16 protein-coding genes and 1 tRNA gene are annotated in these 18,607 nt (G+C 68.8%); 3 read left to right on the forward strand and 14 right to left on the reverse strand.

All coding sequences use genetic code 11. From position 1 onward, the window contains the following. Positions 1 to 5 precede the first annotated feature (5 nt). The gene (locus D1793_RS15855; RefSeq protein ID WP_240407694.1) at positions 6 to 2,840 is read left to right on the forward strand and encodes an insulinase family protein; all 2,835 of its coding nucleotides are present in this window, start codon (positions 6 to 8) and stop codon (positions 2,838 to 2,840) included. 113 nt (positions 2,841 to 2,953) lie between these two features. Here the strand turns inward: D1793_RS15855 and sbcB are convergent, their stop codons facing one another. The 4 genes from sbcB to minC all read right to left on the reverse strand — a co-directional run bounded on the left by sbcB (position 2,954) and on the right by minC (position 6,404). Continuing rightward, positions 2,954 to 4,441: an exodeoxyribonuclease I gene (gene sbcB / locus D1793_RS15860; RefSeq protein ID WP_119023005.1), complete on the reverse strand. Its 1,488-nt coding sequence runs from the start codon at positions 4,439 to 4,441 to the stop codon at positions 2,954 to 2,956. Between the two features lie 77 nt (positions 4,442 to 4,518). Then, positions 4,519 to 4,779: a cell division topological specificity factor MinE gene (minE, locus tag D1793_RS15865; protein WP_119023006.1), complete on the reverse strand. Its 261-nt coding sequence runs from the start codon at positions 4,777 to 4,779 to the stop codon at positions 4,519 to 4,521. Then, positions 4,776 to 5,594, reverse strand: a complete 819-nt coding sequence (minD, locus tag D1793_RS15870) for a septum site-determining protein MinD (RefSeq protein WP_110069971.1) — start codon at positions 5,592 to 5,594, stop codon at positions 4,776 to 4,778. The genes minE and minD overlap by 4 nt, the downstream gene beginning before the upstream one ends. Before the next feature lie 60 nt (positions 5,595 to 5,654). After that, complete coding sequence (gene minC / locus D1793_RS15875) at positions 5,655 to 6,404, reverse strand: septum site-determining protein MinC (RefSeq protein WP_119023007.1); 750 nt, start codon at positions 6,402 to 6,404, stop codon at positions 5,655 to 5,657. 262 nt (positions 6,405 to 6,666) lie between these two features. Here minC and D1793_RS15880 point away from each other — a divergent pair, with 262 nt between their 5' ends. Beyond that, positions 6,667 to 9,453 carry a DUF349 domain-containing protein gene (locus tag D1793_RS15880; RefSeq protein ID WP_119023008.1) on the forward strand — a complete coding sequence of 929 codons (2,787 nt, stop codon included), beginning with the start codon at positions 6,667 to 6,669 and terminating at the stop codon, positions 9,451 to 9,453. A 113-nt stretch (positions 9,454 to 9,566) separates the two neighbouring features. On the opposite strand, the gene phbB is transcribed toward D1793_RS15880, so the two are convergent. Continuing rightward, entirely contained in the window at positions 9,567 to 10,313 is a 747-nt protein-coding gene (gene phbB, locus D1793_RS15885) for an acetoacetyl-CoA reductase (protein WP_119023009.1), read from the reverse strand. Between the two features lie 188 nt (positions 10,314 to 10,501). Between phbB and D1793_RS15890 the strand changes: the two genes are divergently transcribed. Further along, positions 10,502 to 10,578 (forward strand) — tRNA-Met (locus D1793_RS15890). 337 nt (positions 10,579 to 10,915) lie between these two features. On the opposite strand, the gene D1793_RS15895 is transcribed toward D1793_RS15890, so the two are convergent. The 9 genes from D1793_RS15895 to D1793_RS15935 form a co-directional block, all read right to left on the reverse strand. Continuing rightward, complete coding sequence (locus D1793_RS15895) at positions 10,916 to 11,296, reverse strand: hypothetical protein (RefSeq protein ID WP_119023010.1); 381 nt, start codon at positions 11,294 to 11,296, stop codon at positions 10,916 to 10,918. Positions 11,297 to 11,367: 71 nt separating this feature from the next. Continuing rightward, positions 11,368 to 12,189, reverse strand: coding sequence for a universal stress protein (locus D1793_RS15900; protein WP_162899989.1), 822 nt, complete (start codon positions 12,187 to 12,189; stop codon positions 11,368 to 11,370). A gap of 70 nt (positions 12,190 to 12,259) precedes the next feature. Further along, positions 12,260 to 13,471, reverse strand: a complete 1,212-nt coding sequence (locus tag D1793_RS15905) for a benzoate/H(+) symporter BenE family transporter (protein ID WP_119023012.1) — start codon at positions 13,469 to 13,471, stop codon at positions 12,260 to 12,262. Positions 13,472 to 13,555: 84 nt separating this feature from the next. After that, positions 13,556 to 14,287, reverse strand: coding sequence for an ABC transporter ATP-binding protein (locus D1793_RS15910; RefSeq protein ID WP_119023013.1), 732 nt, complete (start codon positions 14,285 to 14,287; stop codon positions 13,556 to 13,558). Then, positions 14,284 to 15,063, reverse strand: a complete 780-nt coding sequence (locus D1793_RS15915) for an ABC transporter ATP-binding protein (RefSeq protein ID WP_119023014.1) — start codon at positions 15,061 to 15,063, stop codon at positions 14,284 to 14,286. Before D1793_RS15915 ends, D1793_RS15910 begins: the two co-directional genes overlap by 4 nt. A gap of 3 nt (positions 15,064 to 15,066) precedes the next feature. Further along, complete coding sequence (locus D1793_RS15920) at positions 15,067 to 16,146, reverse strand: branched-chain amino acid ABC transporter permease (RefSeq protein WP_119023015.1); 1,080 nt, start codon at positions 16,144 to 16,146, stop codon at positions 15,067 to 15,069. Between the two features lie 12 nt (positions 16,147 to 16,158). After that, entirely contained in the window at positions 16,159 to 17,019 is an 861-nt protein-coding gene (locus tag D1793_RS15925; RefSeq protein WP_119023016.1) for a branched-chain amino acid ABC transporter permease, read from the reverse strand. A 67-nt stretch (positions 17,020 to 17,086) separates the two neighbouring features. Beyond that, positions 17,087 to 18,262, reverse strand: a complete 1,176-nt coding sequence (locus D1793_RS15930; RefSeq protein WP_119023017.1) for an ABC transporter substrate-binding protein — start codon at positions 18,260 to 18,262, stop codon at positions 17,087 to 17,089. A 120-nt stretch (positions 18,263 to 18,382) separates the two neighbouring features. Next, on the reverse strand, positions 18,383 to 18,583 hold the full coding sequence (locus D1793_RS15935; protein WP_240407695.1) for an aromatic-ring-hydroxylating dioxygenase subunit beta: 201 nt from the start codon (positions 18,581 to 18,583) through the stop codon (positions 18,383 to 18,385). Between the last annotated feature and the right edge of the window lie 24 nt (positions 18,584 to 18,607).

Here is an 18,607-nt window from a genome sequence, read left to right on the forward strand (position 1 = left end):
ATACGATGCCATCCACCCTGACTGCCCGCTGCTGCGGACTGGCCGCCGCCGCGGCCCTGCTGATTGCCGCGCCCGCCGTGGCCGAGCCCCACCCCGACGCGGACGCCATCGCCGAGGTGACCACGCCGCGGGTCAGTCCCCACGACAGCCGCGACTACCGGATACTGACCCTGGAGAACGGCCTCACCGCCCTGCTGGTCAGCGACCCCGAGGCCGACAAGGCCGCCGCCTCCATGAACGTCTCGGTGGGCAGCGCCCAGGACCCGGAGGACCTCGCCGGCCTGGCCCACTTCCTGGAGCACATGCTGTTCCTGGGCACCGAGCCCTTCCCCGAGGCCGACGCCTACCAGGGCTTCATCTCGCGCCACGGAGGCACCCACAACGCCTTCACCGCGCCCCAGGACACCAACTACTTCTTCGATATCGACCCGAGCGCCCTGGAAGGGGCCCTGGACCGCTTCAGCCAGTTCTTCATCTCGCCGCTGTTCAACGCCGACCAGCTGGAGAGCGAGCGCAACATCGTGCACTCCGAGTACATGGCGCGCATCCGCGACGACGTGCGCCGCGAGAACGACGTGCTCAATGGCCTGCTCAACCCCGATAACCCCACCACCGGCTTCTCGGTGGGCAGCCGCGAGACACTGGCCGACCGCCCCGAGGGCGAGCCCAGCCTGCGCGAGCGGGTGATCGACTTCTACGAGCGCTACTACGACGCCAACGTCATGCACCTGGCACTGGTGGCGCCCCAGCCGCTGGATGAGCTCGAGGCCATGGTGGCGAGCCGCTTCGCCGACATCGCCGACCGCGGGCTCGCGGCGCCCGAGATCAGCGAACCGCTGGCGCTTACCGACACCCTGCCCCGGCGGGTCGCGCTGCAGTCGGTGCGCGACAGCCGCCAGCTGCGCCTGCTGTTCCCGATTCCCGATCCCATCACCGAGTACCGCCACAAGCCCGCCGACCTGATCGCCCACCTGCTCGGCCACGAGGGAGACGGCAGCCTGCTGGCGGTGCTGCGCGAGGCCGGCTGGGCCGACGGCCTCTCGGCGGGCGTCGCCCGCGGCGACGGCCGGCACGCCCTGTTCAGCATCAACGTCAGCCTGACCCCCGCCGGCGCCGAGGCCCGCGATGCCATCGAGGCGACCCTGTTCGCCGCCATCGAGCAGGTCCGCGAGGAGGGCCTGGAGGCGTGGCGCTACGACGAGAAGGCGAGCCTTGCCGAGCAGGAGTTCCGCTTCCAGCAGCATGGCGCGCCGCTGCAGGAGGCCATGCGCCTGGCCATGAACCTCTCGCGCTTCCCGGTGGAGGACGTGCAGTATGCGGCCTATCGCATGGACGGCTTCGAGCGCGAGCGCAGCGAGGCCTACCTCGACGCCCTCACCCCCGACAACCTGATCCGCCTCTACAGCGCCCCGGACGTGGAGGGCGAGGAGAGCTCCCCCTGGTTCCACGCCCCTTGGGGTGAAGACAGACACGACGAGGCGCCGACGCTCGCCGACCTGGCCCTGCCCGCCCCCAACCCCTATATCGCCGAGGACCTCGAGCTGCTCGACGGCCAGGACGAGCGCCCGCGGCGGCTGGTGGCGGAGCCGGCCTTCGACCTCTGGCACATGGCCGATGCCACCTTCAACACCCCCAAGGTGGAGTGGCGCTTCAGCCTCCAGCACCCCGGCGCGGCCAGCTCCGCCCGGGACGCCGCCCTCGCCCGCCTGCTCGCCGGCTGGCTGGACGACAGCCTCAACGAGGCCCTCTACCCGGCACGCCTGGCCGGCCAGCACGTCGAGGCCTATGCCCACGCCCGCGGCATCACCCTGGCCTTCTCCGGCTGGCGCGACCGCCAGGAGCGGATGATGGAGCGGGTGCTCGAGCAGCTGCAGGAGGGCGAGGTGGACGACGCCAGCGTGGCGCGGGTGCGCTATCGGCTGCAGCGGGAGTGGCGCAACGCCCCCCAGGCGGCGCTGCACCGCCAGGCCAGTCGCACCCTCGCCGAGGCGCTGGTTCGCCCCCAGTGGCCCAGCGCCGCCCTGCTGGAGGCGAGCCGTGAGCTCGACGCGGATGACCTGCGCGACTACCGCGATGCCCTGCTGGCCGAGCTGCGCCTGGAGGCCATGGCAGTGGGCAACCTGGGCGCCGAGGAGGCCGAGGCCCTGGGCCGGCGGGTCGCCGAGCGCCTGGCGCCGAGCCTTCCGGCAGCGGCCATTCCCGACCTCACGCCGCTGCGCGCCGACACCGACCTGCCGAGCCTGACCCCCCACACCAGCCGCGAGGAGTCGGTGGTGCTGCGCTACCTCCAGGGACCCGACCGCTCGCTGGCTAGCCAGGCCCGCCTGGCGGTGCTCGGCCGGCTGATCGACACCCCCTTCTACCAGCGGCTGCGCACCGAGGAGCAGCTGGGCTACGTGGTCCACGCCGGCTACTCGCCGATGCTCGATGCCCCGGGGCTCGCGCTGCTGGTGCAGTCCCCGGATACCGGGAGCGAGGCGATCGAGGCGCGCATCGACGCCTTCCTGGACGACTTCGAGGAGACCCTGGCGGCCCTGGAGAACGAGGCCCTGGCGCCCTATCGCCAGGCGGTTCACGACCGCCTGACCCAGCGCGATACCAGCCTGGCCGGCCGCGCCGGCCGCCTGTGGCAGGCGATGTCCTTCGGCGACACCGAGTTCGACCGCCGCGAGCGACTCGCCGAGCGGGTCCTGGCGGTCGGCGCCGACGAGCTGCGCGAACTGTGGCCCGAGCTGCGCCAGGCGGCGGTGGCCCGGGTCGCCTTCGACCCGGGTGACGAGCCGGACGACGTGCTGGCCCTCGCCCAGTACCTGGAGCCGCTGCCGGAGATCGAGGAGTAGGCCTCGCGCCGGCATGCATTGCCCCGTAACAACAGCAGCGCCCGGCCATGGCCGGGCGCTGCTGTTTCACTTCAAGGCCTCTTGGTCTCGAGGCATCGCCGATGTTCGGGCGCTCAGTCGAAGGCCTGAGGGGGCATGATCGCCTCCACATGCATCACCAGCTCCTCGAGGACCTGGCGCTCTCGATCGCCGAGTTCGCCCTGGTTGAGCCGCTCGATCTCACGGGCGAAGCCCTTGAGGGTGAGGCCCGCCACCGCGGCATCGTTCATGCGCGCCCAGCGATAGGCCTCCCACTGCGCCAGCTCCTCCCCCTCCAGGGTCTCCGGGAAGCTGCGCGCCCGGTAGCGGAACAGCATCTCCTCCAGGCGCGGGTCCTGGAAGGCGAAGCGCGCCCCCACCAGGTCCCAGGGGTCGCTGTCACGCACCCGCTGCATCTGCTGGCGATCCGCCGGCGAGAAGAAACCGCCGGCGTAGAGCATCAGGTCGGGGTCCTCCGGGCCCGCCGGGGGCGGTGCGGCAAACACCTCGCTGACCCGCGCCGCCACCTCGGGGCGGGCGGCGAGGCGCTTCCAGTGCTCGCGACAGGCATCGACGTCGAGCCCCAGGCGGGTGACGATCTCGCCATACTCGCCCCGGTGCGGCCCCTCCACGTCCTTGAGCGCGCTGGCCGGGAAAAGCACCGGGCACTTGTTGATGTGAATGACCTTGAGGGGAATACGCTCCTCGCCCTCGGCCAGGTCGTCGCTGCTGACGAAGACCCGCTGGCGGATCTGCTCGGCGGAGAGGTCGAAGAGCGGCGTCGGGTCCATCGACAGGTCGTAGACGATCACGCCGTTGGGATTGGTGGGGTGCTCGGCCAGCGGCACCACCAGGGCCGCGCAGCCGCGGCTGGCGGGGTAGCGACGCGAGATGTGCAGCACCGGCTTGCGCCCCGGCACGTCGAGCAGCCGGGCCACCGCGCGCTTGCCGCGCAGCCCCTGCAGGTAGTCGAAGAGCCGGGGGTTGGCCTCGCGCAGCCGCTTCGCCAGGGCGATGGTGGCGCGCACGTCGGCCAGGGCATCGTGGGCGCCCTGGTGGGCGATGCCGTTGGCGGCGGTCAGGTCCTCGAGGCGGAAGCTGGGCGCGCCGTCGGCGCGGCGCGGCCACTCGATGCCCGCCGGGCGCAGGGCGTGGAAGGCCCGCACCACGTCGATCAGGTCCCAGCGGGAATTGCCGTTCTGCCACTCTCGGGCGTAGGGGTCGATCAGGTTGCGATAGAAGAGGTGGCGCGTCACCTCGTCATCGAAGCGCAGGCTGTTGTAGCCCAGCACGCAGGTGCCGGGCGCACTCATCAGCGCCTCGATGCGGCCGGCGAACTCCGCCTCGGGCAGGCCCCGGCGGCGCGCCTGTTGGGGGGTGATCCCGGTGATCAGGCAGGCCTGGGGGTGGGGCAGAAAGTCGTCGGCGGGCTTGCAGAACCACTCCACCGGCTCGCCGACCTCGTTGAAGTCGGCGTCGGTGCGGATCGCCGCGAACTGCGCCGGGCGGTCACGGCGCGGATCGGCACCGAAGGTCTCGTAGTCATGCCACAGGAAGGTCAGCGGGGCAGCGGGCGGCGCCATGGGCGGGCTCTCCGACGGTCAGACGGGATGGAGGCCACAGCCTAGCACAGCCCCGCGCCGGTCTCAGCCGGACCTGCTCAGCCCGGAGCCCCCTTCGGCAGGGTGACGTTGAGCTCCAGCACCGAGCAGTTGTCCTCGCTGTCGAGGCTGATGTTGATGGCGTCGTCATCCACCTGGACGTAGCGACGGATCACCTCCAGCAGCTCCTTCTCGAGCAGGGGCATGTAGTCGGGCTGACCGCGCTGGCTGCGCTGGTGGGCCACGATGATCTGCAGCCGCTCCTTGGCGACCGACGCGGTCTTCTTGCGCTCTCGCTTCAGGAATTCAAGCAGTTTCACCGGCGAACACCTCCAAACATGCGGCTCAGCAGGCTCTTCTTCTGGTACTCATGGAAACGCAGGGGGACCTCCTCGCCGAGCAGGCGGGCCACCGTGTCGGTGTAAGCCTGGCCAGCGTCGCTTGCGGCATCGTGGGTCACCGGCACCCCCTGGTTCGAGGCACGCAGCACTGCCTCGGACTCGGGAATCACGCCGATCAGGTCGATGGCCAGGATCTCCCGGATATCGTCGAGGTTGAGCATGTCGCCCAGGTCGACCCGCTCCGGGTTGTAGCGCGTGACCAGCAGGTGCTCCTTGATCGGCTCCTCGCCGCGCTCGGCGCGCCGGGTCTTGGAGGCCAGCAGGCCGAGGATGCGGTCGGAATCACGCACCGAGGAGACCTCGGGGTTGGTGACCACGATCGCCTCGTCGGCGAAGTACATGGCCAGCTGGGCGCCGCGCTCGATGCCCGCCGGAGAGTCGCAGAGGATGTAGTCGAAGTCCTTGGCGAGGGTCTCGAGCACCTTCTCCACGCCCTCCTGGCTCAGGGCGTCCTTGTCGCGGGTCTGGGAGGCCGGCAGGATATGCAGGTTGTCGACCCGCTTGTCGCGGATCAGCGCCTGGCTGAGCCCGGCCTCGCCCTGGATCACATTGACCAGGTCATAGACCACTCGGCGCTCGCAGCCCATGATCAGGTCGAGGTTGCGCAGCCCCACGTCGAAATCGATGACCACGGTCTTGTTGCCGCGAAGCGCCAGGCCGGTGGCGATGGCTGCCGCGCTGGTTGTCTTGCCGACGCCTCCCTTGCCGGAGGTCACAACGATGATCTTGGCCAAGAGTCGCTTCCTGTCTGTCATTGAGTGGTAAGAGGATGACCGTCTCGGTCCTGCCGTGCTTCAGGTCAGCGCGGTGATGCCGAGCTGGTCTCCATCGAGGCGCACCTGCACCGTGGCGCCCAGCAGGCGCGGGTCGATGTCCTCGAGTCGCTTGTAGTTGCCGGCCACCGACAGCAGCTCGGCGTGGAGTTCACGGCAGAAGATGGCAGCCAGGGGGTCGCCATGAATGCCGGCCAGGGCGCGGCCGCGCAGGGCGCCATAGACATGCACGCTGCCCGCGGCCAGCACCTCGGCGCCGGCGTTCACCGCACCGATGACCACCAGGTCCCCTTCCGGGGAGGTGATCTGCTGGCCGGAGCGCACCGTGCCACGGAAGATCCTCCCGCCGCTGGCCACGCCCGGCGGGGAGGTCAGCGCCGCTTCTTCCTCGGCGACCACCGCGGCCTCGACCGGCGGCACGCTCTCGAGGCTCCTGGGGCGGCTCGCCTCCAGGGGCGGGAACCAGCCCAGGCCAAGCGCCCAGGCCGACTGCTTGACCGGCTCGGCACCGCCGCGCACCGCCACCGGCAGCAGCTTGTGGGCACGGCACACCGCGCAGATCCGCTCCAGGGCCAGGTGGGGTTCGTCGAGCTTCTCGACGCTGAGCACCACCGGGGTGTGCTGGAAGAAGGCCGGGGACTGACTGAGCTTGCCGGCGAGCTGCTCTCGAATCCGCTCGGGGTCGGCACTGCTCAGTTCCATCACCGTCATCGGCAGCATGCCGCCCTTGAAGGTGAAGGCCATGCTATCCCTGTCCACTTTGAGGCTCATTGCCGAACTCCACATCGGTGTTGGTCGGGGTACGCCACCAAAGCTAAGCGAGTGCCGCGCCCCCTGCAACTGATCATACGCCCAGCAAGCCTACACTGTCAGTGTCTCCAGGCGGCCACAGCACGGGCTTTTCCGAAGCGGCACCGCATGCTTAGATACCCTGGCCAGGCCCGAGCCTCGCCTGTCGGCTCTTCCCGGCCCACCCGACAATAACCGACTGGCGCGTCCCGGTGCGTGATGCGCCCCTTGATCAGGATCGCCCATGTCCGGACTCCTCCGCCGCCTGTTTGCCCCGCGCTGGCAGCACCCCGCCCCCCTGGTACGGCAACAGGCCGTCGCACGCCTCGATCTCAGCCGCGAGGAGCACCGCCAGGCCCTGGAGCGGCTCGCCCTGGATGAGGACCCCGGCGTGCGGTGCGAGGCGCTGGCTCGCCTCGACGACCCCGAGCGGCTGATCGCCCTGCTCGGCAGGGGCGATGCCTCAGCGGAGCTCACCCACCGGCTGATCGCCCTGCTCGCCGACGGCAGCGGCCACCTGGAGCTGGGCGCGCGCATCGCCCTGATCGAACGGCTCGATGATGACGCGCTGCTCGCCGAGCTCTGTCTGAAGGGCGATAACCAGCAGCTGCGCCTGGCGGCGCTGGCCAGGCTGGACAGCGAGGAGGCCCTGATCCGCCAGGCCTGCGACAACGGCATCGCCGCCGTGCGCCACGCCGCCGCCGCACGGGTCGAGAGCGAAGCCGGACTGGCTCGCCTGGCCCAGCAGGCGCGACGCGACCGCCAGGTCATGCGCGGGGCCAGGGAGCGCCTCAACCGCCTGCGCGCCGACTCGGCGCAGCTGGCCGCCGCCCGGGAGCGCCGCGAGGGGCTGCTGGCCGATCTGGAGCGCCACGCATCCGCCCCCTGGGAGCCGCTCTATGGCGGCCGCTTTCGCCACCTGGAGCGCGAATGGACGGCGCTTCAGGATCTCCCCGACGCCACTCAGGAGCGCCGCTACCACGATGCCTGCCTGCGCTGTCGCAAGGTGATCGGCGACCACGAGGCCCGGCTGCGCGCCAGCGAAGCCGCCGAGGCGCGCCGCGAGGACGCCGAGCAGGCCAGGGAGGCGCTGGTGGAGGCCCTGGAGGAGGGGCTCGAGGCCCTGGGGCGCAGCGACGTGGTCACTGCCCAGGACATTGCCAGCCTGCGCGCTCAGAAGCAGCTGCTGGCCCAGCGCTGGCAGGCGCTCTCCGATCAGCACCTGGCGGACCAGGTGCTCCGCCAGCGCTATGATGCCGTTCGCGAAGGCTTCGAGCGCATCAGCCAGGCCTGGGTGCGCCTGGAGGAGCGCGCCGACGAGCTCGAGCGGGCCCTGACCGACGGCGATGACGACCGCCTCACGGCGCTGCTGGGGGCCATCGACTGGCCTCGTGGCCTGGCCCCTGCCCCGCTGCTGCAGCGGGCCCGACAGCGCCTGGCACAGCCGGATGCCCCGGCCGACGAGGAAGACCAGACGGCACGCCTGGCCCGCTTCATCGCCGACCTCGACGACCTGGAGAGCCTGCTGGAGCGCGGCGCCTTCAAGGGCGCCAGCCGTCTTCACCAGCGCCTGCGCCAGGCTGCCGACGGGCTCGACGACAGGTTGCCCCAGCCCCAGCGTGCGCGCCTTCGACAGCTGGGGGCTCGGCTCGCCGAGCTGCGCGACTGGCGCAGCTTCGTGGCCGGTCCCAAGCGCGACCAGCTGCTGCAGGCCATCGAGGCCCTGGCCGAGGAGGCGAGCCTCGTCGACGCCGCGCTGGACCGCCGCCACCGCCAGCTGGTCAAGGAGTGGAAGGCGCTGGGGGACGCCGCCGCCAATCGCGAACAGTCGGCCCGCTTCCGGGCCGCCTCCGACCGCATCCACGAGCGGCTCGCCCCATGGCGCGAGCGCCTCGACGCCGAGCGCCAGACCCACCTGGCCACCCGACAGGCCCTCTGCGATCAGCTGGAAACGCTTCTCGAGCAACCCGCCGAGGAGGCCGATCCCGATGCCCTGCGCGAGATCCGCGACCGCGCCAGGGACCAGTGGCGACGCGCCTCGCCGGTGCCCCGCGACCAGGCCGAGACCATCGGTCGTCGCTTCGCCCGCATCCGCCATGCGCTTCAGGCGCTGATCGACCAGCGCGCCCGGGCGGTCGCCGAGACCAAGCGCGACCTCATCGAGCAGGTGCGCGCCCTGCTGGGCCAGGCGATGCCCGCGGCTCGCCGTGCCGAAGCGGTCAAGGCGCTGCAGCAGCGCTGGCGCGAGCTGGGGCGTGCCCCGCGGGGCGAGGAGCAGGCGCTGTGGCGGGAGTTTCGCGGCCTGTGCGACCAGGTGTTTGCCTCCCGGGAAGCCGAGCGCGACGACCGCATCCGTCAGGCCCGGGAACGCCAGGAGGCCATGCAGGCGCTGATCGAGCGCCTGGACGCCTGGCACCCCGCCGGCAGCGCCGACGAGGCGGTGCTCGCCTCCGCCATTGCCGAGGCCGCCGCTCTGGAGCCCCTCCCCGGCGGACGCCGCACCGAGGGCATGCGCCGGCGCTGGTCGGGCATCGTGCGCGCCCGACGCGAGCGCCTCGAACGCCTGGCCGTGGTGGAGGAGGTGGAGCGCTGGCGAGAGGTTCAGCCACTGCTGCTCGCCCACCTGGCAGCCGACGCCGAGCGCCTGGCCGGCGGCGAGCCCCGCGAGGTGGCGCTGCCCGAGTCGCCGCGCCTGGAGGATGACATGCGCAGCGCCCACGCCCGCCGCAACGCCGCGCGCCAGGCGCCCGCCGCCGACGAGGAGGTGGCGGAGCGCCTGGCGAGGGTGCGGGTGCATCTCTCCCTGCTCGCCGTGGGCAGCGTCAGCCATCGCGACGACCCGCTGCGCCTGGCGATCCAGGTGGAGCGCCTCAACGAGAACCTCGGGCGCGAGCTCTCCCGCGCCGAGGAGGTCCACGGCGTGCTGCGCGAGCTGCTGGCCACGGGGCCGGTCGCACCGGCGCTGTGGAGCCGCGAGGTGGGGGAGCTGGATCGCCTGCTGGAGCGCCTGACCCGCCTGCCCCCACCCTGAGCCCAGAACCCTGAGGCCAGAAAAGCAGAAGCGCGAGGGATCGCCTCGCGCTTCGTGTCGTTACGTCTGCCCCTGGTCGATCGGTGACCAGAGGGCGCAGGAAACCGGGGCGATCAGCCCATGAACTGGCCGCCGTTGATGTCGATATTGGCGCCGGTGATGAAGCCGGACTCCTCGTGGGCCAGATAGGCCACCAGGCGACCGATCTCCTCCGGCTTGCCGTAGCGCTTGACCGGGATGGTCTCGCGGATGGACTCGCGCACCTTCTCGGGGATCTTCATGATCATGTCGGTGGCGATATAGCCCGGCGACACGGTGTTCACGGTGATGCCCTTGGTGGCGGTCTCCTGGGCCAGTGCCATGGTCAGGCCGTGCATGCCCGCCTTGGCGGCCGAGTAGTTCACCTGGCCGAACTGGCCCTTGCGGCCGTTGATGGAGGAGATGTTGATGATCCGGCCGTACTGCTGCTCCAGCATGGTGTCGAGCACGCTGCGGCAGGTGTTGAAGACGCTGTTGAGGTTGGTGTCGATGACCTCGTGCCACTGCTCGGGGGTCATCTTCTTCATGGTGCCATCGCGGGTGATGCCCGCACAGTTCACCAGCACGCCGATCGGGCCATGCTTCGCCTCGATCTCCTTGACCCCGTTCACGCAGGCCTCGAAATCCACCAGGTCCACCCCGGCGATATCGATGTTGGTGTAGCCATCCGCCTTCTGGGCTTCGAGCCAGCTCTTGGCCTTTTCCGGATTGTGGTAGCCGGCCACCACCTGGTAGCCCTCATCGGCCAGCGAACGACAGATGGCACTGCCGATGCCGCCGGTTCCACCGGTCACCCAAGCAACGATTGCGTTGTTGGCCATTGTAACCTCCCTGATTGTCATGACGCTGTGGCCAGGCCACCTCGGCCTGCACACCAATTATTCTTTGCAGCGTTGCCAGTTTGATGACAACTCCGCGGAGTATGGACCATGAAGCGGTGCCGGGACGAGCGTTTGAACCCGGACCCTTGACTAAAGGGGTAATCCCTGTAAAATGCGCCTCACGTTGATGCGGGGTGGAGCAGTCTGGTAGCTCGTCGGGCTCATAACCCGAAGGTCATCGGTTCAAATCCGGTCCCCGCTACCAAATGATAAAAGCCAGAACCGAGAGGTTCTGGCTTTTTTTGTGCCCGATGACCCGGCATCGGTTCGCGCCTGTTCCAAGGTCGGCGGTCCCCGCTACCAAATATCGAAACGCCGGTTCCCCAGGGAACCGGCGTTTTGCTTTGGGGCCGATGACGGTCATCGGTTCCCTCTTGTTCCAAGGTCGGCGGTCCCCGCTACCAAATACCGAAAAAAGCCAGAACCGAGAGGTTCTGGCTTTTTTTGTGCCTGATGACCCGATCATACCGAAAAAAAGCCGGCTCCTCCTGGAGTCGGCTTTCTTGAGTTCACGGCTCGATGTGGCCCCCCCCTCCCGCCGCTCAATGCCGCCGCAGCGCCTCCAGGGTGCAGGCATTGGGGCAGAAGCCGCAGGCATCCACGTCGGGCTCGCTGGCCAGCACGCGCCGGCAGCGGGCCTTCTCCGGGCAGAGCGAGCAGACCCGCTCCAGGTCGCGGCGCACGCCGGGGCCGGCCAGGATGGTGTCGGCATGCTCGACGCCGTAGACCGCCATCATCCGCGGCAGCTGCTCCAGGGGCGAACGCTCACCGGACCAGAAGAGCGATTCGTCGAGGCGTGCCAGCCCCAGGTCGCGCAGCCGCAGCTCCTGCTGGTCGGCGTCCAGGGCGCTCCACGCCTGGCGCTGCTGGCGGCAACGCCAGGCGTGGGCCATGCGGCGCATGGCAGAGGTGATAGCGAGCATGGGGACCCCCTCGGTAGTGATTCGGCTTCCCCCAGCCTAGCCCACCTCAGGCGACCAGAAATTGATCCGCATCAGCCCTTTGGCCTGAGCACCGCCACCGGGCAGCACGCCTCGTGGAGCACCTCATGGCTGACACTGCCGGCCACCACCTGGGAGAGGCCGCTGCGCCCGTGGGTGGTCATGGCCAGCATCACGTCGCGGCTATCGGCCAGGTAGCTGACGATGGCGTCGGCTGGGGTGCCGTGCAGCACCTCCCAGTCCACCTCGAGGCGGTACTCCCGCTCCAGGCGCCGCGCCAGGCCGTGCACGTAGCCGGACTCCATCACGTCGCCCGGGCTGCCCTCCCCGGCGGCCGCCGCCATGGCGCTGGCGTCGATCACCTGCAGCAGCTGCAGCCGCGCCCCGAAGCGCTCGGCCAGCGCCACCGCGTGGGGCAGCATCGCCTCGGAAAGCGGGGAGCCATCCACGCATACCATCACCACCTCCACCCGGGCGTGACGCTCGGGCGCGTAGCGGGGCCCGCACAGCAGTACGGGGCGACTAGCGCGGCGCACCACCCCCGCGGTGACGCTGCCGATCAGCATCTCCGGCACCGGGCGGCGCCCGTGGGCGCCCAGGCACAGCCCAACGCCCTCCTGGTCGGCCAGGCTCGCCAGGGCGTCCTTGGCGCTGTCGTTCACCATCACCTCGACGGGTATCGACTCGTGGCCGGCGGTCGTCTCCTCGGCCAGCCGAGCCCTGAGGGCCTCGCGCCGCCTTTCGGACTGGGCCGGGTCGGCGACCACCGATACCACGCTCAGGGAGACCCCGAGCTGGGCCGCCAGGTTACGGCCCAGCGCCAGGCCGCGCAGGGAATGGTCGGTCTCGTCCAGGGCCACATGGATCGTCTGCATGAAGGTTCTCCTCGAAGCGCCGGGCGAGTTGTCGGAATGACCCGGCACGTCTGTGATCGGCGCCTGGCGCCTATTGTTGTTTCTCGGAAGCCGCCGCAGTGGCATCCCGCCGCGACAGCGTGAAGGGTCGGTGCAGCAGCTGGTAGGCCAGGGCCCCCACCACCACGCCCCAGAAGGCGGAGCCCAGGCCTAGGAAGCTGATCCCGGAGGCGGTGGCGATGAAGGTGATCACCGAGGCCTCCAGGTGGTCCTTGTGGGCGGCGAAGGCGCTGACGTTGCTGGTGATGGCGCCGATCAGCGCCAGCCCCGCCAGGATCGCCACGAACTCGCCGGGCAGGGAGGTGAAGAGCAGCACGATGGTGCCGGCGAAGGTGCCGCCCACCAGGTAGAAGAGCCCGTTGGCCACCCCGGCCACGTAGCGCTTGTCGGGGTCCTCATGGGCCTCCTTGCTGGTGCAGATCGCCGCGGTGATGGCCGCCACCACCGTGGTGATGCCGCCAAAGAAGGCCGTCACGAAGGAGGTCAGGCTGGTCACGGTGACGATGGGCCTGGCCGGCGTGCTGTAGCCCGAGGTGCGCAGGATCGCCATGCCCGGCAGGAACTGCCCGGTGAGGCTGACCAGCACCAGCGGGATCGCCAGGCTGAGCGTCGCGTTCCAGGTCCACTCGGGGCGGATGAACTGCGGCTCGGCCACCCTCACCGACACGCCCTGCAGGCTTGCCCCCTCCAGCACCACGGCCAGCACCACGCCGACGAGCAACAGCAGGATCAGGCTGTAGCGCGGGGTGAGCCGCTTGAAGGCCAGGTAGGCGATCACCATGCCGACGGCGAGCGCCGGCACCGACTCCAGAGAGACGAAGACCCCTACGCCGAACTGGAACAGGATACCCGCCATCATGGCGCCGGCGATGCCCGGCGGGATCGCCTGAACGATGCGATCAAAGGAGCCGGTGATGCCCACCACGAAGAGGATCGCCGCGGCGGTGAGGTAGGCCCCCACCGCCTCATTGAGCGACAGCCCCGGGAACAGGGTGACCAACAGCGCCGTCCCCGGTGCCGACCAGGCCGTCACCACCGGCACCTTCAGCCACAGGCTGAGCAGGATGCCGGAGGCGGCGGCGCCGATGGAGATCGCCCAGACCCAGGAGGTCATCATGGCCGTTGTGATCTCCGCGCTCTGGGCGGCCTGGAAGAAGATCGCCAGGGGCCCCGCGTAGGAGATCAGCACCGCCACGAAGCCCGCCGTGACGGCGGGGATCGACCAGTCCTTGTGTAGCTGCATCATTGGCTCCGTTTTGGAAAACACTGATTAATTGCTGCGCTCGCGACATAAATCAGCGCTTCCCTTGGGTTAAAAATTGCGGCGTCAGGCAACGCCCAGATGGGTGTCGAGTATCGACGGATCCTCCCTGAGCCCCTGGGAATCACCGCTGTAGACCACCTCGCCCTTGACCAATAGCAGGTGCTTGTCGGCCACCTCCAGCAGGTTGTCGATGTTCTTGTCGACGATGATGCTGGCGATGCCGGAGGCCTTGATCTCGCGGATGATCTTCCAGATCTCGTCACGGATCAGCGGCGCCAGGCCCTCGGTGGCCTCATCCAGGATGATCATGTCAGGGTTGGTGGTCAGCGCCCGGCCGATGGAGAGCATCTGCTGCTCGCCCCCGGAGAGGAAGGAGCCGTCGTGATTGATGCGCTGGCCGAGCCGCGGGAAGGTGTCCAGCACCCGCTCCAGGGTCCACGGCGATTCGCCGCGCTCGTTGGGGCGCGCCGCCATGATCAGGTGCTCGCGCACGCTGATGCCGGGGAAGATGCCGCGCCCCTCCGGCACGTAGCCGATGCCCTGGCGGATCAGCTGCCAGGGCCGCCGCTTGGCGGTAGGCTTGCCCTTGATGCTGACCGCCCCCTGGCGCGGCGGCACGAAGCCGAGGATCGACTTCAGGGTGGTGGTCTTGCCCATGCCGTTGCGCCCCATCAGGCTCAGGGTCTCGCCGGGCATCAGGGTGAGGTCGATCCCGTGCAGCACATGGCTCTCGCCGTAGTAGGTGTGCAGACCCTTCGCCTCGATCAGCGGGGTCGCGGTCGATGAAGCGCTCATGCGGCGGACTCCTCATGATGACGGCCAAGATAGACATCCCGCACCCGTTCGCTTGCCCGGATCTGGGCGGTGGGCCCGGTCTCCAGCACGCAGCCGTCGACCATCACGGTGATGCGATCGGCCAGGCGGAACACCGAGTCCATGTCGTGCTCGATCAGCACCAGCGGATAGCGGTCCGAGAGCCCCTTGAGCAGCTCGGTGACCTGGGCGGTCTCCTCCCGGCCCATGCCGGCCATGGGCTCATCGAGCAGCATCAGCTTGGGCGCGGTGGCCAGCACCATGGCGATCTGCAGCTGGCGCTGCTCGCCGTAGCTCATCGCCGAGGCCGGGGTATGGGCACGATGCACCAGTTGGCAGGTCTCCAGCACCTCCTGGGCGCGCTGGTCCACCTCGAGGGCCCGATGGCGCGAGCGCCAGCTGCCGAAGACGCCGCCCAGGTGGATACGCGCCGCCAGCTGGCAGTTTTGCAGGCAGGTGAGGCGCGGGAAGATGTTGGTCTTCTGGTGGCTGCGGCCGATGCCCATCCGGGCGATCTGGCGCGCCTTCCTGCCCTGGATCGGCTGCCCCTGGAAGAGGATCTCGCCTTCGGAGGGCGGGAACTCGCCGGAGAGCAGGTTTATCAGGGTGCTCTTGCCCGCCCCGTTGGGGCCGAGGATGGCGTGAATCTCGCCCTGGCGGAGCGTGAAGTCGACGTCGTTGACCGCCACCAGGCCGCCGAAGCGGCGGGTCAGGCCCCGGGTCTCAAGCAGGACGTCGTGATGTGTCGTGGCACTCATGACTCAGCCCTCCTTGCTTGTGGCAGACACGGCAGGCTTGGCCGGCTCGGTGGGCGTGGCGGCCGGTTCTCGCTTCAGCCACTTGAGCAGCGGCGACTTGGCCAGCGACTCGCGGCTGGGCGGGTCGATGATCAGCCCGGCGATGCCCCGGGGCAGCACCAGTACGGCGAGGATGATGGTGATGCCCATCAGGATCGGCCAGTGGGTGGTCATGTGCTCGAAGGTGTGCTGCAGGATCTCGTAGGCGAAGGCGCCGAGGATCGGGCCGAAGATGGTGCCCATGCCGCCCAGGATCAGCATCATCAGCACCTCGCCGGAGGTGTGCCAGCCGAGCTGGGCCGGGTTGGCGAAGCCGTACTGCATGGCCGCCAGCATGCCGGCGATGGAGGCCATCACCCCGGAGATCACGAAGGCGACCAGCTTGTAGTGGCTGGTGGCATAGCCCAGCGCCTCCATGCGGTGCTCGTTGTCATGGATGCCGTCGAGCACCTGGCCATAGAAGGAGCGGGTCAGCCAGCGCAGGAAGAGGTAGCCCACCACCACCATGGCCAGGCAGAAGTAGAAGAAGGTCAGCGGGTTGTCGAGGTCGAGCAGCACGCTCCCGCCGATCTCCACGCTGGGCCGGAACATGATGAAGACCCCGTCGGTGCCCCCGGTATGTCGCGAGGTGTTGACGAAGTAGTAGAGCATCTGGCCGAAGGCCAGGGTGGTCATGATGAAGAAGATGCCCTTGGTGCGGATCACCAGGAAGCCCACCACCAGCGCGGCCAGGGCCGCGACCAGCATCACCAACGGCATCATCCACCAGATGGCGGCGGGGCTGAAGGCGGGGCTGGCCAGCGCCAGGGTGTAGGCGCCGAGGCCGAAGAACAGGGCATGGCCGAGGCTGACCAGGCCGACGATGCCCACCAGCAGATCCAGGCTCATGGCGAACAGCGCCAGGATCAGCATCAGGGTCATCTTTTCCATCATGAAGTCGCTCTGGGCGCCGAAGACGGCGGGGCCCCACAGCGGGAAGAGGGCAACGAAGGTGGTCAGCACCAGCATGATGATGACGACGCGCTTGGGATAGCGATGCAACATGTCAATTCTCCCTCAGGCAAACAGCCCGCGTGGCTTGACCAGCAGCACGGCGGCCATGATCAGGTAGATGACCATGCTGGCCAGGCTGGGAATCAGGACCGACCCGAAGGTCTCGGCCATGCCGATCAGGATCGCGCCCCAGAAGGCGCCCTTGATCGAGCCGATGCCCCCGATGACCACCACCACGAAGCAGGTGATCAGGATGCTGTCCCCCATGCCCGGGGCGATGGAGGTGAGCGGCGCGGCGATCATCCCGGCGAAGGCGGTCAGCGCCACCCCCACGCTGAAGATCAGGGTGAAGAGGGTGCGCACGTTGATGCCGAGCCCCTCTACCATGTCGCGATTGACCGCGCCGGCGCGGATGATGATGCCCAGCCGGGTATGGCGGATGACCCAGTAGATCCCGCCGGCCAGCGCCAGGCAGACGCCCATCACGAACAGCCGGTAGTGGGAGTACTGCAGGTTGTCGGTGAGCTGGATGCGCCCGCTGAAGAGCTCGGGGATCGGCACGCTGTGCACGTCGCCGCCCCAGATGATGCGCTGCATCTCGTTGAGCACCAGGATCAGGCCGAAGGTCAGCAGCACCTGGTAGAGGTGGTCGCGCTTGTAGAGCGTGTCGAGGAACAGCCGCTCGATGATCAGGCCGAGCGCGATGGCGATGGGGATCGCCACCAGGATGGCCAGCCAGAAGTTGCCGAGGCGAAAGGTCAGGTCGTAGACCAGGTAGGCCCCGATCATGTACATGGCGCCGTGGGCCAGGTTGATGATGCCCATGATGCCGAAGATGAGCGTGAGACCGCTGGCGATCAGGAACAGCAGCAGGCCGTACTGCAGCCCGTTGAGCAGCTGCACGCCGAAGAATGCGAGATCCATGGGACCCCTCCGAGAATCGTGACCGAGGGGCGAGCGGCGCCCGCCCCGTTATCCAGTGACGCCGCCGTTACATGCGGCAGGCTTCGTCCGGCACCTCGAGGTTCTCGTGGGCGATGCCGACGACCTCATGCTTGCCGTTGCGAATCTCGCGCAGGTAGACGTTCTGGATGGGGTGGTGGGAGGCGGAGAAGCTCATCGGCCCCCGCGGGCTGTCCAGCTGGACATTGGCCAGCGCCTGGATCAGCCGCTCGCGGTCGGAGGTGTCACCCCCCACGGCCTCCATGGCCTGGACCAGCATCATGCCGGTGTCGTAGCCCTGCACCGCATAGGTGTCGGGCATCTGGCCGTAGGCCTCCTGATAGGCCTCGACGAAGGCGCGGTTCTGGGGGGTATCCAGGGTCTCGGCGTAGTGCAGGGTGGTCATCACCCCCTCGCCCGCCTCGCCGATGGCGGCCAGGTTGCCGTCGGTCAGGAAGCCCGAGCCGAGCAGCGGAATGGAGTCCTTGAGGCCCGCGGCCGCGTAGTCGCGCACGAAGCTCACACCGCCGCCCCCGGCGAAGAAGGTGTAGACCGCATCGGGCCTGTCGCTTGCGATCTGGGCCAGGTAGCTCTGGAACTCGGTGTTGGGGAAGGGCACCAGGATCTGGCGCACGATCTCGCCGCCGGCCTCGGTGAAGGCCTCCTCGAAGCCCGCCAGGTCCTCCTTGCCGCCAGCGTAGTCCCAGGTGATGGTCACGACGCGGCGATGGCCCATCTCGTAGGCCACCTTGCCCATGGGGTAGCTGTCCTGCCACATGCTGAAGGAGGTGCGGAAGACGTTGGGCATGCACAGCTCGTTGGTGGCGGCGCCGAGCCCGGCATTGGGGATGATGGTGATGGCGCCGGTCTGCTGGGCCACCCGCAGCATGCCCATGGCCACGCCGGAGTGCACCGGGCCGATCACGAAGTCGACGTTGTCGCCGCGCACCAGGCGGCTCATGTTCTGGGGTGCCCGCGAGGGGTTGGCCTCGGAGTCGAGCTTCACGTACTGGACATCGCGGCCGCCGAGCTGGTCGCCATGCTGGGCGATGGCGAGCTCCAGGCCGTTGGTGATCGCCTCGCCCAGGGCGGTGTAGGTACCGGTATAGGGCAGCATCAGGCCGAGCTTGACGGCGCCGTTGTCGCTGGCGTAGGCGGCGCTGCCCACGGCCATGCCGGCGGCGATCAGGGAGGTCAGGGCGCACTTCTTGAAGGTGGTTTTCATTGTGGTTTTCCGGATTATCAGAGGTGAAGGCTTGGAGCCTTTGCTTGTTATTGAGTCGCTTGTTATTGAGGCAGCGTCCGTGCCGCACAGCCATCGTCCATCTCAGACGTGGTAGATATCTCAGATGTGATAGATATCGATGACCTGGTGGATATAGTCGTTATTGAGTTGCACTACCTTGCGGGTGATCAGCGGTGACTCGCCCGACACGTCCAGGGTGTAGAAGGAGGCCCCGAAGAAGGTCTGGGTCTCCTTGTAGCGGTGGTTCAGGGTCTGCCAGTTGAAGCGCAGCTCCATCTTGCCGCCCTCCTCCTTGAGCACCGAGTTATTGTCAAATCCTGTGTA

This window comes from Halomonas sp. JS92-SW72, from assembly GCF_003547075.1.
GTDB lineage: Bacteria > Pseudomonadota > Gammaproteobacteria > Pseudomonadales > Halomonadaceae > Halomonas > Halomonas alkalicola.

What these genes read in the sequence shown, in the direction of transcription:
- D1793_RS15855 (WP_240407694.1), top strand. Translation starts at nt 6, where the DNA reads ATGCCATCCACCCTGACTGCCCGCTGCTGCGGACTGGCCGCCGCCGCG.
- sbcB (WP_119023005.1), bottom strand. Translation starts at nt 4,441, where the DNA reads ATGGCGCCGCCCGCTGCCCCGCTGACCTTCCTGTGGCATGACTACGAG.
- minC (WP_119023007.1), bottom strand. Translation starts at nt 6,404, where the DNA reads ATGAGCCTCAAAGTGGACAGGGATAGCATGGCCTTCACCTTCAAGGGC.
- D1793_RS15880 (WP_119023008.1), top strand. Translation starts at nt 6,667, where the DNA reads ATGTCCGGACTCCTCCGCCGCCTGTTTGCCCCGCGCTGGCAGCACCCC.
- phbB (WP_119023009.1), bottom strand. Translation starts at nt 10,313, where the DNA reads ATGGCCAACAACGCAATCGTTGCTTGGGTGACCGGTGGAACCGGCGGC.
- D1793_RS15895 (WP_119023010.1), bottom strand. Translation starts at nt 11,296, where the DNA reads ATGCTCGCTATCACCTCTGCCATGCGCCGCATGGCCCACGCCTGGCGT.
- D1793_RS15900 (WP_162899989.1), bottom strand. Translation starts at nt 12,189, where the DNA reads ATGCAGACGATCCATGTGGCCCTGGACGAGACCGACCATTCCCTGCGC.
- D1793_RS15905 (WP_119023012.1), bottom strand. Translation starts at nt 13,471, where the DNA reads ATGCAGCTACACAAGGACTGGTCGATCCCCGCCGTCACGGCGGGCTTC.
- D1793_RS15910 (WP_119023013.1), bottom strand. Translation starts at nt 14,287, where the DNA reads ATGAGCGCTTCATCGACCGCGACCCCGCTGATCGAGGCGAAGGGTCTG.
- D1793_RS15915 (WP_119023014.1), bottom strand. Translation starts at nt 15,063, where the DNA reads ATGAGTGCCACGACACATCACGACGTCCTGCTTGAGACCCGGGGCCTG.
- D1793_RS15920 (WP_119023015.1), bottom strand. Translation starts at nt 16,146, where the DNA reads ATGTTGCATCGCTATCCCAAGCGCGTCGTCATCATCATGCTGGTGCTG.
- D1793_RS15925 (WP_119023016.1), bottom strand. Translation starts at nt 17,019, where the DNA reads ATGGATCTCGCATTCTTCGGCGTGCAGCTGCTCAACGGGCTGCAGTAC.
- D1793_RS15930 (WP_119023017.1), bottom strand. Translation starts at nt 18,262, where the DNA reads ATGAAAACCACCTTCAAGAAGTGCGCCCTGACCTCCCTGATCGCCGCC.